Here is a 13,079-nt window from a genome sequence, read left to right on the forward strand (position 1 = left end):
TTGCGAGCAGCCGTAGGCTGCATGGCAATCCATAAAAATAATAAAAATTCTGTAAATCAGAATTTTTAACTGGATTGCTTCGTCAAAACTTACAGTTTTTCCTCGCAATGACAGAAAAACGGTCCCTACTCAACACCTAAGAAACATAGCTAATTAACAATCCCTTCTAAAATAATTAATAATTTATAAATTTAGGAAAATTAATGAGAAAACAAAAAATACCTACTTTACTTACATCAGATTTAAGTCAATATAAAACTCCAAGTCTAGATTCCCCCGATTCAGAGAGAGAAATGAAATATGCATCGGTAAAGAGCGATATAGATGAGTTAGGAGAATTGTTTAAAGATAAGATAAAAGACGGTATAGCAATTTTTAATAGTACATTAAAGGTATGTATTGAAAATAATTCCACTGCCTTATTACACGAAGCGGCTGAACATGGTAAAAAAGAGTTAGTGGTAGCAATCTTAAAAGTAAATCGGGATTCTATAGATTCTACGACTCCTCAGGGTCTATCGTTTTATTACATTCGGCAATTGCAGGGGTTAATAATAAAGATGTTATTGAAATTCTATTACAGGCAAAACCTACTTTAGTAACACAATAAAGATGCTTCAGGTCTTACTCCATTAGATTATTCTACATATTATGGAAGTAGGGTAGAGATAGTAGAAATATTACAAGCTTACACTCGAGATGTTAAAGATCGAATTCCTATAGAATCATCAAAATACAATATAACACCGTGTAATAATTTGGAAGAAGATATGCACAAATATTTAGAAGATGATATGTCTATAATCGGAAAAAATAAGCATACAATAATGGAACTTGTATAAAAAATTTGTAAATTATTGGACAAGCATCTTCCTTGTAAATTTAAAATAGAGTATTAGATTTGTAAGGAAGGGAGAGTTCTTTAATAAAAAGCAGTGAGTATGTAAAACTTACCGATCAAATTTAAAGATTAAAAAATTATAATTCAGTAGTAGGGATATACTTGATATTTCCATCTTCTCCTATCAATGGGTAATACTCTGTTTGAGGGTTATAAGCATCATAGCTAATTGATGTTTGTGATGATAGTTTTTGTGCTAATATTGTCAATTTTTTTTCATATAACTCAAAAGATTTTTCTAAATCCTCTTTTGTAATCTTTACAGTTTTAGCTTCATTTGTATTTACTTTGAGTGTTTCAATATTTTCTGTTGAGTTATATTTTATTAAAGTTACTTTTTCTTTTTTTGGGAAGAAAAAATATGCTTTTATTTTTACCAATGCTGTTTTTATTTTTATTGGAACACTTAGAACAAGTTTATATAATAACATCTAATACCTTAAAATTATTTTGAAGCGGCAATATATAAGTCTTATTTATAAATGTCAATATAAATTAACATATAATTACTATAAGTATTAACAAATGCTAATTATTATAATTTTCTTTCACAAAATCGAAATAAACTGTTATTAATATAAAAAACCAATCTTAATCTATATATGTATATATGCGTTCTTTATTAATTATATTCTTTCTAATGAGCAGTTGTAATTTAAAACCGGTATATAGTGAAAAATACAGTAGAAATAATGATTTAGAAGCTATTGAAGTTGAACCGATTAGAACAATTGAAGGAGCTGAGTTTTATCATCGTTTAACTAATATTTTACCTCAGAAAGCAAAAGCAAAATACCTGCTTAAAGCAGAGCTTACCGCAACAACTATGCCTGCTACTATTGAAAAAAACTCCAATGTTTTAAGGGAATATATTAATCAATTAGTTAGGTATAAATTAATTGATATAGAAAGCCAAAAGGTTTTAATTGAAGAGAAGTTTTACCAAAACACGTCATATAATGCTATTTTTACACCATATGCAACAAATGTTGAAAGAGATGAAACAGGAATAGACTTGGCATATCAAGCAGCAGAAGAAATTCGTAGCAGATTAATTTTATATTTTACACGGAAATAGTTAAGCTATGAAATTTTATTTTTCACAAATAGGTAGATTATTTGAACTAATAACAGCCGGAAAGATTAGAGCTCTTTTACTATATGGTCCTGATAAAGGTTATATAGAAAAAATTTGTAAGCATTTAGTAAAAAGCTTAAATATGCTACAAACTTCTATAGAATACGCAGATCTTAATATTTCATCTTTAGAAATATTACTTAATTCGTCTAATTTTTTTGGTCAAAAAGAATTAATTAAAATTAGATCGGTTGGGAATTCAATCGATAAGAATTTAAAAACAATTCTAAGCAGTGATTATATAAATTTTCCTGTGTTTATCGGTGAGGAAATTACTTCAAGTGGGAGCTTTAAAAAGTTTTTTGAAACGGAAGAATATTTAGCGGCAGTTGCTTGTTATCATGACGATGAAGCAAAAATTGAACGAATTATTTTAGGTAAAGTAGAAAAAACTAATAAAATTATAAGTAAAGAAGCTATCACTTATTTAAAAGCTCATTTAAAAGGTGATCATGATTTAATTTGTAGCGAAATAAATAAATTAATATATTTTGTTCATGATAAACGCGAAATTACTTTAAACGATGTTCTAGAAGTTATAAGTAGCGAAATTACGGCAAACGGCAGTGATTTAGCAATGTATTTTTCAAAAAAAGATTATAGTAATTTTCTGCAAGAGCTGGAAATATTAAAAAAACAAAATATCAATGAAGTTTTAATTATTAGAGCATTAATAAGGCATTATTTAAATTTATATATAGTTTTGTCGAAAGTAAAAAACGGTGAGCGTTTGGAACTCGCAATAAAATCATTATCCCCACCGATTTTCTATCAGTATATTAATGATTTTACGAAAATAGCAGGTAGTCTTAGCCTAACCGAATGTCTAAAGACTTTAAAACTGCTACAACAGGCAGAAGTGGATTATAAGTTAAATCCTGCTAGTTTCGATTTATTCCAAAATATACTCCAAAGTAAATGAAGAGTAGACGAAGTTTAATTTGGAAAAGAGCAAGGAGACCATAAGGCGAGGAGCGTATACTTAAATACGAGAGCATTGTAGCTCTTATAAGACGACGTAGCCAATTTTTCAAATTAAACGAGTATACATTATGCCTAGACCTGATTTTTCTGACCCTGACAAACAAATTCACGAGATAATTAGAGTTAATCATGCTGGAGAGTATGGTGCAAAAAGAATTTATCAAGGGCAGCTAAAATATATCAAATCTCAAAATGATCATATATTGATTAAAGAAATGCTTGATCACGAAGAGGTCCATTTAAATTATTTTGAAAAAAAATTACTAGAAAAAGAAGTAAGACCCACGTTTTTATTATTTTTTTGGCATCATTACGGATTTTTACTTGGTGCTTTATCTTCCTTGATGGGAATAAAAACGGCGATGCTTGTTACCGAGAGTGTAGAAGAAGTAATAGAAAAACATTATGAACAGCAAATAAATTATTTAGAAAATAAAAATGTTGAGCCGGAATTATTAAATAATATTATTAAATTTCGACTTGATGAAATTGAACATAAAAATATTGCTATAATGAATGATAGTACTGAGGCAATATTTGCAGAAATAACTAGTAAAATAGTGAAGATAATTTGTCGTATCTCTATAATTTTAAGTAAGAAAATTTAGAGTTAACAGCTTAATTAGTTGAAAAATCTAGAAATATTTTACTTCTAAGATATTAAGAAGATAATAAAAAAACATTAAATATTATTAGAAACGGTGATGAAAAGAAAAATTTTTTTTAATTTTTTCTTTATTTTTTGTATTTGTATTTTTTAGAATTAATAAATCTTTATTTTTATCAAACATAGTTAATACTATTCGCAATTCCTTTATTTAATTTATGCCTAAACTTAATCTAGAATTAATAAATAAAGGTGCCAGGGGTTAAGCTCCGTTGCTGTAAGACAACAACCTCCATTATACTTCATGATTTTACTCACTTATAATAATAGACCCCTGGCATAACTTAATATTAAGTTTTGACAGATTGGTCTTGCAACAATGGAGCTTAAATATTATTAGCGGTCTATATATTAGTTGAATAATATAAAAAGTCAAGAGATTTTAGTTGTCATTAATAATAAATAATGTAATTCTAAGTTACGAGGTATATTTTCTATATAATCTGCTTCTAGAATTTGCTTTTACATCAATAATAATTTATATTTATTTATATACTAAGATAGAACTTGAAAAATTGACTATCTCGTCTTTGTAAGACCTTGGACGCTCACATATTACTATACGTTCTGCTCCTTGGCTTACAGACTCCTTGCTCTTTTCCAAGTTGATCTTCGTATATCTACTCGAAGTATAATTAGAAAATGATAAAATAAAATATGAATCCAAATTCACATCCTATTACTAAATCGCACTTATTCCATATAGTAGATCCAAGCCCTTGGCCCGTCCTAACATCTTTTGCTTTACTTCTTTTGGTTATAGGCGGCGTCTCGTTCATGCATGGCTATAAATTTAATATATATATTTTATCTGCAGGAGTTATTTCAGTAGGTTACTGTTTATATTCTTGGTGGAAAGATGTAGTGAAAGAAGGAATAGTCGAACATCAGCATACTAGTCCTGTTAGAAAAGGTTTACAAATAGGTATGGCGTTATTTATCTTAACGGAAATAGTATTTTTTGGCGTATTTTTTGCTTCTTTTTTTAAATCAAGTCTATCACCCGTAGGTCTTTTAGACGGTGTATGGGTTGTAAAGCAGGGAATTTGGCCTCCACCTACAATTAAAACTTTTGATCCGTTTGATATTCCCTTTATCAATACTTTAATATTACTCTTATCAGGCACTACCGTTACTTGGGCTCACTACGCCTTAGAAGAAAAAAATCAAAAAGATTGCGTAACTGCACTTGCTCTTACCATATTGCTTGGAATATTTTTTACAACTATGCAAGCATATGAATATTATCATGCGGCGTTTAAATTTACAGATGGTATATATGCTTCTAATTTTTATTTAGCAACGGGTTTTCATGGAGCTCATGTAATTATAGGTACTATATTTCTAATAGTTTGCTACTTTAGAGCAAAAAGAGGAGATTTTACTACAGAAGGTAATGGACATTTAGGGTTTGAATTTGCTGCATGGTACTGGCATTTTGTGGACGTGGTTTGGTTATTTTTATTTACGTTTGTTTATATATTTGGAAGTTAAATTATACTATATGTGATTATAATGTTACTTAAAATAAGTGTTTTTAAAATATTTTTGCATATTAATTAAAATTGCATATATTTAGGAGTTGATTTATATATAAATAAATTATACATTACTTTTTAAATGCTAATTATTTTATTGAGGTAAAACATATGAACTTTCCTATTCGTAAATTAAACGAAGAATTAATCGATTATAATCTATCATTACGCATATTATTTACTATTCTAAGTGTGGCTATTATTATGGTAGCTTTTGATAGTTTAGGTAGTGATGCCGGCGATCCTGTGGGTGAGGCATTATGTAAGTTAATTAAAGTATTCAGAGGCAATACTGCAAAAGGTATAGCTGTTATCGGTATAATTGTTCTGGGAATTCAAACATTAAGAGGAAAATTGCAGTGGGAAGTAGCTTTAGTGGTAGTTGCTGCAATCATTATATTATTTAAAGCTCCAGATATTGTTAATATAATATCAAGTGATGTTAATAGCTCAAAGTGTGGTGTTTCCTAATACACATAAAAATTATTATATCTTTAGTAATACCCATAAGTTTCGGCTTATGGGTATTTTTATTTTTTTGTATATCATTCATGAGAAAAGACGGGGGCGGCGTGGATACCGAGTCGTCATTGCGAGCAACCGTAGGCTGCGTGGCAATCTCATGAAATAATAACACACTCCTGAGATTGCGTACGTACAATTACTTACGTAATTTCCTCGCAATGACGGATAAATCGATCCACGAACCGTCTTCACTTAAATAAAAGCCCTAATCTATTACCTATAGCAATATTAATATATTTTGCCGTAACAGGGATCCCCTCAATATTCATTTCTAGATATATTGCTTGTTTTGCAGGGATTTTTGCTTGTAGTTTTGTAATTGATACATATTCATCTAAAGCTTGATTATTAGTATCCATTACTCTAACTTTGATTATAGGATCAGAAATTAAATAATCAGACTGATTAGATAATTTATAAAATACCTTCATACCGCCTATATGACGAGATTTTCCTAAATTAATTTCCTCTATCTTTAATTGATCATATTTACCTAAGAATTTAAAACTATCTATTAGTAATATCACTAAACAAAAAATTATAAAGCTAGTCCATAATATTGGAAATATATTATATTTTTTCTTAGGAGGAATATACGGTAAAATAACCGGCACATTAGCATTATAATGATTTTTAATAGGAGTTTTAATAGTTTCCGTGTTTACTTTATCTTTAAAGTCATTTAATTTACTAGTGTTATAGTCTAATTTTTGATACCACAAATGGCTACATTTGGAACATTTTACTCGTCGTCCGTTAATACCTATTTGATTGCTTGTAACAATAAATCTTGTTTGGCAATTTGGGCAAGAAGTAATATACATAGTTAATTATAATTATTATGTTTGACTTTATGATAATCTCATTTATCATTTTTGGCAATAAAACAGTTAAAAGATATGTCCTCTCTTATTAAAGAAATTGAAGAAGCTTGGCAAATTAAGGACAAACTTCTTCAAGATTCTTCAAAGCTTATAACATTAAAGAAAACTCTTAATGATATTATAGAAGGCTTAAATCAAGGTACAATTCGTGTTTGTGAAAAGCAAGAAAATGATTGGCAAGTTAATGAATGGGTAAAGAAAGCTATATTGCTATATTTTATCACTACGGAATCGCAGCTTTATAATAACAATTATAATAGTTGGTATGATAAGGTTGCCCCTAAATTTTCTGCAGATATCGATAAAAATACATTCAAAGAAGCTGCTATACGCAACGTTCCCGGAGCTGTTGTTAGAACCGGTACTTATATAGCTAAAAATGTTGTAATTATGCCTTCTTTCATTAATATAGGTGCTTATATAGATGAGGGAACAATGATTGATACATGGGCTACTATTGGCTCATGTGCTCAAATCGGCAAGAATTGCCATATTTCAGGCGGCACGGGAATAGGCGGGGTACTTGAACCGCTGCAAGCAAAGCCCGTTATCATTGAAGATAATTGTTTTATCGGTGCAAGATCGGAAATAGCAGAAGGTGTAATAGTAGAGGAAGGAGCAGTAATTAGTATGGGGGTGTTTATCGGTAGCTCTACAAAAATAGTATATAGAGATACAGGTGAAATTATTTACGGCAGAATTCCGGCTTATTCTGTTGTAGTTCCAGGAGTATTACCTGCTAAGGAAGCCGGCAAGCCTGGACTTTATTGCGTAGTTATCGTAAAACAAGTCGATAAAACTACTAGAGCTAAAGTAAGCATAAATGATCTATTAAGAATGTAGATCAATAATATCGCCGATTATATCCTTAAAATACTCCTTTCTTTGTTGTGCTGAAATATCTGTTTGTTGAATTGCGTTATTATTTGGGTTTCCTAAGAAAGTATTATATGCCATAAGCATTAAATTTTGTTGTTTTTGAGGATCACGTACAACACCAGTTGCTTTAAAATAGGATTCCGCAGCATCTGCTTTCTGTTGTTTTTGAAAGCGAAGTTCGTTTTCTTGGTCTATATATAAATCATATTTTATAGGCTTTTCAGCCTTATTTATGAGGCTGTCATAACATTTTAATATAGAGTCTAATTTATTATTTTTTCTATAAAATATGATAGCTGAGTCTTCACGTCCTAAGTTAAATAGCATATCACCGATTTTATTGTACATTTCTTTAAGTTCTTCATTACATGTTAGAGCTGCATTATTAATTAGCTAAAGGTCCCTTATAATCTTCTTCTTCGCTCAATATATCGCCTATTTTGGAGTAGCAGCTAGCTATAGTTTTAATTACTTCCGCCTTGTCAGGGTACTTATTTAACCACTCTATGGCTTCTTTATAATATTGCACCGGTTGATCGTTTTTAGGTTCTATATTTTTTATAGAAGATAGATAGTTATTTTTTATGAATAAATCACATATTTCATATAGCAATCATTGGATTGAGACCATGTTGTAGGTAACATTTCTTCAAATAATAATAATTCTTTAATTTGTAGGTTTAATACATATCGGTAAGCTTGAATAACCGGCTTATTATCTGTAAATTTCTCAATAGAGTCTAAAATTTGAAATATTGCCTCTATAAGGTTATTAGCTTGTTTATTTGATATGATAGCTTGCAATTCCGATAATTGTGCTAATCCTTCAAAACAAGAAGGAATTTTTTTTAGAGCCGGATATTGTATTGAAGAACTTGGTAAATATGGTTTAACATAATCATCATAGTTATTATTATCTGAAAATTTTACACAGTTAAGAGATGTAGATATATTAAAATCTCTGAAAATTGATTGGATAGTATTAATTATACATTCTACATGTATCTGTATATATAAATTTTCTATAAGACTGTCTTGTTCTTTTAGCAATGAACTTAGCTTCTTTATCCCTAGATTTTGTACACCGGCTCTTTCTTCTAAGTTTTTTAGCTCTAGAGTGAGCTTTATTTCCTCATTTTGAGAAGTAGGTTTACAGAAAAATTTTATATCAGAGGATTCTAATACATCCTTGTTGCTAGCGATGCTATTTTGTAACATCGGTATAATGTTTTCATGATTATTTTCATTATGTTGGGTTATTACGCATATAACATTCCCTTTTAATTTTTTGTATTCTTCTAAAGGGAAAAACTTTTTAAAATCTTCTATAATCCTGTTAAAGATACTAGGGGATTTTATGGACTCTTCTTTTGCTACTATGATAAATTTTAATTTATCGGTCATTTGAACTAGCTTTTTAATGAAAAATACATTGATTAACTCTTGAACTGTATCAGGTACCCTGTTAGAGCATTCCCAAAATACTTTTCCTGCAATTTCAAATTTTTTTGGGTAATATACAGCCGATTTATATGTATGCTTAATTTCCGGCGTTGTTTCAAAATCAAATAATTTATCAAATGTAAATTCTTTACCGTTTTCGATAATCTCAATGTTGTTTTCAAGAGCATTTAAAAATGTGCTTTTTCCGCTATGAGGCAACCCTATTATTACTGTAGCTTCTGGTGTTTTTCCTGCTTGTATTAGTGAATAATTAACTTCAGTCAATACATTTAGAATATTTGTTTTTAAAGAATCAAGAGCAGTTTCTTCGTCTGTTAAAGAGTTAATATCAACTTCTGTAGGAATTTTAAATTTCATATGTAACCACTAATTTATTCTTTAATATAAATTTTTATACTGTCGCTTTCGCCACTATCACTGATAGCTCTAATAATAAATTCACCGGATTTTGCTTGCCATATTACTGCTTCGTTTGGTTTTGCGGTTGTTATTAATTCATTCTCCACAAACCAAAAAATGTTATTGGTTTTATTATCGCTAATCGCACTAAAAGTAATATTATCACTATTTTTAATTGAATGTACGGAATTTTTTAACGGGTATATAATTTTAGGTTTTTGATGATGCCAATTTATCAACCTATTGCAATGGTTTGTAGGTATCGGTTTCGGTAATATATGTATTCCAGCTTTTTGATAAACCGAAAGCATATCTGTCGGCCATAAATTTACTGTTTTATATTCTGTTTGTCCTTTAATAAAGTTGCAAACAGGCATACCGGTTTTTAAATCTATCAACATTTTTCTATAAATGCCTGATTGTTTTATCGGTGATTTGCCTTTAATGAATAAGGCTTCTGCTTTAACCGGACACATATCGTTATCGATATCTCCCGTATCTGCACAAACTTTTACTTTAGTAATATTTAGTTCATTAATTTTTGAAAGGATTAAATCCTCATCTTTATTTGGATGGGCTATTGATTCGATAATATTAAAGAATAAAGGGGCTGCAGAGATATTACCCGTAAATGTTCCGTGAGTTTGCCCTTTGAAATCCCCAACCCAAACGGCAAGTACGTATTTTCCGAATATGCCGATGCTAAGTGCATCTCTAAATGAGCTGGAAGTACCTGTTTTCCAATAAATCGGTAAGTTATGCTTTGTATTATTATAGGTAATAGGACGGGTCGTATCTTTTATAATATCAAGTGTTAGATAACTTGCCTCGGGGGATAGTAGTACGGTGTCCGTGTCATACCGTGGCTTGACCACGGGATCTAGAAAAAATTTTAAAAAACTGGATCCCGTGGTCAAGCCACGGTATGACACCATTATTATAAAGCATTTTAAAAATAATGAAAATTTTAATAATATAGCTTGCATGTATAGAAGTAATATCGTATAATGCACCACAAGGCATTAATAAATTAACTAATCATTAACAAAAATTAAACATTACGATTATTATAAATATTAAATTATCATATAAAATCTACGTTACTACCCTGCCTTATAGCCCATCAATATAAATTTCTTGACATAATATTTTTTCGTGTATAATCATCTTTAATAATAAATTAAACATTAATATTTATTAAAGGGGAATTAGATATTATGGAAAAAATATTAAATCTATAAATTCTAAACTTACAAAATTATTCTTACTTAGCTGTGCTAATGCGGCAGTCATGACTGCTATGGTTGGAGAAGCAAGAGCAGATATAGAAATCTATTATATATTGAATCATACTGCTGACTACCAAGCATTAACTCCTGCTAAAAAGCTTAATGTTATAAAAGGAATTCAAGGCCATGCGGATTTTGGTGACCTTTTTGACGGTTTTATGCCGGAGGAAAGAAGATTATTCAATAACGAAATAATAGAAGTCACTAAACTTCAAGCAGCTGCACCTGTACTTAACGGTGCTAGAGAAAGAAGAGAAGCACGGGCAGCCGGTGCTGCAATTGTCGATTTAAACAGCCGGTAGGTAATATAGCCTTAGAAACAGGACGTAACGAGCAAGGGATGGCTCTAGAAAATAGACTTCAAGTATTGGAAATCCTTGCTAAAGCTGAAGGGGCAAATGCTGTAAGTGTCAATGATAAAATCAAAAAAGCTATACATTTTAATAACATAGAAAATTTAAATACACCTTTGGAGCAGTTAAAATATATAGCTATGACAGCGGTGTAGACGTTAATAATGATTTAAAAGTTGTAAATAATTATGTTGATGTTCCTTTAACAAAAGAAGCTTTTGAACATGTATTTTTTGGCACTAATATTACTGATCCTAATGTAAGAGGCAAAGATATTAGTGTTAACTATTATCAATCAGGACAAAGTAATTTATTACAAAAGTTTAAAAGTGTAGCGGCCCCGGAAACAAAGCGTAAATTATTAAATCAATTTGAAAATTATGTTACTCAAAACTTAGTTGAACTTGAAGCTAACAAATCTAATATTACTACAAGACAGGCTATAATAAAACTAGCTGATCCTGCAAGATTAGTAACTTATTTAGAGAAAATGGCTGAATTAAAGACGGCGTATATTAATAACAGTAGGAATAAGGTAGTTAATGAAGAGGGTAAGGTAATTGATGAAGCAGGTTTAAAGAATTATAACAAGCTTTTAAAAGATGCCGGTTTAATAACTAAAGATTTGGATGGTAAGAAAATGCACGCATTGATAGATAATTTCAATGCTTTCACAATGAGTGATCTAGCACTTATTTTAAACAAGACGGTAGGTGAAATAAAAACAGATAATGAGCGTTTAGTAGGGCTTAATAATACAATGTCACCGTCTCGACCAACAGGTAGAACGGTTAGAAATTTAAATAATCTAGATGCGATAGTTGATCTTAGTCCTGAATTAAAATTAGCAGGTCATGATCTAAAAGCGAAAGAAGATGCAGCTGTAGTAGTAAGAGCACCTGCACCGGTTATAGGCGGAGCAGTTAAAGAAGTTCTTGTAGCTCCGAATACTTTAGACGGCATATTTCATAACGAGATGTATTTAGCTAAAAATAAGAAAAATCCTGAAGAGCTAGAAGTAAGAACATTAGGAGTAGAAAATGATTTAGGAATTACAATAAAAACGCTTTTAACTTTAGAAGAAGGAAAAACTCCGTTTAAGTCTTTAGCATTATTTTCAGAAGCAAACCCTGATAAAGCACAATTAATGATAAAAGCTGAGAATATTTGGAATAGACTAAAAGGTGATGATTTAATAAAGCAAATTTCAAGACAAGCTTTAACTTTAAATAATAAAATAGCCAATGGTACATTTTTTGAAGAGTTGTTCAACGAAGAAGAGCATAATGCAATAAACCGTTTAAATTATATTTTTGATAAATTACCGCAGGACTTACAAGATCATATTACGGCAAGAAGTAATGAAATAAAAATAAAAGATGAGTTGCAAGGTCAGAAAACAATTATATCAAGAATAGAGTATATTGCTAAAAATAAAAATGTTTTAGGAGCAGATTCTTTAAATAATGAAATAGAGAGAATTGTTAATAATTTTAATACTAATACTTTAAAATTTTCCGATGCATTAGATCTTGCTCTTAATAAAGGAGATGTACGCGATAATATAGCCATTACTACTAAAGCCAACGAAGTAGATATTGAAGTCAATAATTGGATTAATAACAATATTGTTAATTTAACAGTAGGGAGTGATATAGATAGCGGAGATTTAACGTTTTTACAAAATAAAGCTGCCCCGGCAACATTATCAAAAATTTATGAAATAGGAGTTGATACTAAAGCTAAATTACTAAAAAAAGTTTTAGCCGATAATGCAGCTGATTTATCTAAAGCTTCTAAGCATATTACGGAGAAAAATATAACAGACGCCTTACAAAATGATTTCGATGCAAAAATGAAAGCTTTAACACCTGATACTAAAAATTTCTCAAAAGAAGAAATTGTAAAATTTCTTAATGTAATAAGTGATAAGAAAATAGAAGCGGTATTAAAAGGAGTAAAAACAGCGAAAGCTGCTAGTACCCCTGTTGCTGCACCGGTAATAGTGGTAGGCAGGTGGACCGCCACCACCTACGACGGTAGGATATAATGGGCTTG

General features: G+C 30.1%; 13 protein-coding genes and 3 pseudogenes. 9 read left to right on the forward strand and 7 right to left on the reverse strand.

The features are described 5' to 3' along the window. The first annotated feature begins 203 nt into the window (after positions 1-203). The gene (locus tag MB29_RS12940) at positions 204-599 is read left to right on the forward strand and encodes a hypothetical protein (protein ID WP_032139399.1); all 396 of its coding nucleotides are present in this window, start codon (positions 204-206) and stop codon (positions 597-599) included. A gap of 379 nt (positions 600-978) precedes the next feature. Here the strand turns inward: MB29_RS12940 and MB29_RS05535 are convergent, their stop codons facing one another. Further along, the gene (locus MB29_RS05535) at positions 979-1,332 is read right to left on the reverse strand and encodes a hypothetical protein (protein ID WP_032139400.1); all 354 of its coding nucleotides are present in this window, start codon (positions 1,330-1,332) and stop codon (positions 979-981) included. Between the two features lie 179 nt (positions 1,333-1,511). Between MB29_RS05535 and MB29_RS05540 the strand changes: the two genes are divergently transcribed. From MB29_RS05540 to MB29_RS05560, 5 genes are all read left to right on the forward strand, one after another. Further along, on the forward strand, positions 1,512-1,979 hold the full coding sequence (locus MB29_RS05540; RefSeq protein ID WP_032139401.1) for a hypothetical protein: 468 nt from the start codon (positions 1,512-1,514) through the stop codon (positions 1,977-1,979). A gap of 7 nt (positions 1,980-1,986) precedes the next feature. Further along, complete coding sequence (gene holA, locus MB29_RS05545) at positions 1,987-2,961, forward strand: DNA polymerase III subunit delta (protein WP_032139402.1); 975 nt, start codon at positions 1,987-1,989, stop codon at positions 2,959-2,961. Between the two features lie 130 nt (positions 2,962-3,091). Continuing rightward, positions 3,092-3,631 (forward strand): demethoxyubiquinone hydroxylase family protein, encoded by a 540-nt coding sequence (locus MB29_RS05550; protein WP_032139403.1) that lies wholly within the window; start codon positions 3,092-3,094, stop codon positions 3,629-3,631. A gap of 716 nt (positions 3,632-4,347) precedes the next feature. Continuing rightward, on the forward strand, positions 4,348-5,184 hold the full coding sequence (locus MB29_RS05555; protein ID WP_032139404.1) for a cytochrome c oxidase subunit 3: 837 nt from the start codon (positions 4,348-4,350) through the stop codon (positions 5,182-5,184). A 155-nt stretch (positions 5,185-5,339) separates the two neighbouring features. Next, the gene (locus tag MB29_RS05560; RefSeq protein ID WP_032139405.1) at positions 5,340-5,699 is read left to right on the forward strand and encodes a TrbC/VirB2 family type IV secretion system protein; all 360 of its coding nucleotides are present in this window, start codon (positions 5,340-5,342) and stop codon (positions 5,697-5,699) included. Positions 5,700-5,941: 242 nt separating this feature from the next. On the opposite strand, the gene MB29_RS05565 is transcribed toward MB29_RS05560, so the two are convergent. Beyond that, positions 5,942-6,577 (reverse strand): MJ0042-type zinc finger domain-containing protein, encoded by a 636-nt coding sequence (locus MB29_RS05565; RefSeq protein WP_032139406.1) that lies wholly within the window; start codon positions 6,575-6,577, stop codon positions 5,942-5,944. Between the two features lie 75 nt (positions 6,578-6,652). Between MB29_RS05565 and dapD the strand changes: the two genes are divergently transcribed. After that, positions 6,653-7,480 carry a 2,3,4,5-tetrahydropyridine-2,6-dicarboxylate N-succinyltransferase gene (dapD, locus tag MB29_RS05570; protein WP_032139407.1) on the forward strand — a complete coding sequence of 276 codons (828 nt, stop codon included), beginning with the start codon at positions 6,653-6,655 and terminating at the stop codon, positions 7,478-7,480. Here the strand turns inward: dapD and MB29_RS12945 are convergent. From MB29_RS12945 to MB29_RS05595, 5 genes and pseudogenes are all read right to left on the reverse strand, one after another. After that, a complete protein-coding gene (locus MB29_RS12945; protein WP_233418966.1) occupies positions 7,469-7,864 on the reverse strand; it encodes a hypothetical protein in 396 nt (131 codons plus the stop codon). The genes dapD and MB29_RS12945 overlap by 12 nt on opposite strands. A 37-nt stretch (positions 7,865-7,901) precedes the next feature. Continuing rightward, a complete protein-coding gene (locus MB29_RS05580; RefSeq protein WP_032139408.1) occupies positions 7,902-8,129 on the reverse strand; it encodes a hypothetical protein in 228 nt (75 codons plus the stop codon). Next, on the reverse strand, positions 8,099-8,566 hold the full coding sequence (locus MB29_RS13795) for a hypothetical protein (RefSeq protein ID WP_324607282.1): 468 nt from the start codon (positions 8,564-8,566) through the stop codon (positions 8,099-8,101). The genes MB29_RS05580 and MB29_RS13795 overlap by 31 nt, the downstream gene beginning before the upstream one ends. Before the next feature lie 128 nt (positions 8,567-8,694). Continuing rightward, positions 8,695-8,920 (reverse strand): annotated as a pseudogene (locus MB29_RS13800) (hypothetical protein). A 431-nt stretch (positions 8,921-9,351) separates the two neighbouring features. After that, a pseudogene (locus tag MB29_RS05595) lies at positions 9,352-10,236 on the reverse strand (penicillin-binding protein 1C); the annotation flags it as partial. A 443-nt stretch (positions 10,237-10,679) separates the two neighbouring features. Here MB29_RS05595 and MB29_RS08655 point away from each other — a divergent pair. Both MB29_RS08655 and MB29_RS12955 read left to right on the forward strand, forming a co-directional pair. Continuing rightward, positions 10,680-11,110, forward strand: a pseudogene (locus MB29_RS08655) (hypothetical protein); the annotation flags it as partial. Positions 11,111-11,511: 401 nt separating this feature from the next. After that, positions 11,512-13,071, forward strand: a complete 1,560-nt coding sequence (locus tag MB29_RS12955) for a hypothetical protein (RefSeq protein ID WP_233418969.1) — start codon at positions 11,512-11,514, stop codon at positions 13,069-13,071. Positions 13,072-13,079: the final 8 nt, after the last annotated feature.

The organism is Rickettsia tamurae, assembly GCF_000751075.1.
In the GTDB taxonomy this organism is placed as follows: domain Bacteria; phylum Pseudomonadota; class Alphaproteobacteria; order Rickettsiales; family Rickettsiaceae; genus Rickettsia; species Rickettsia tamurae.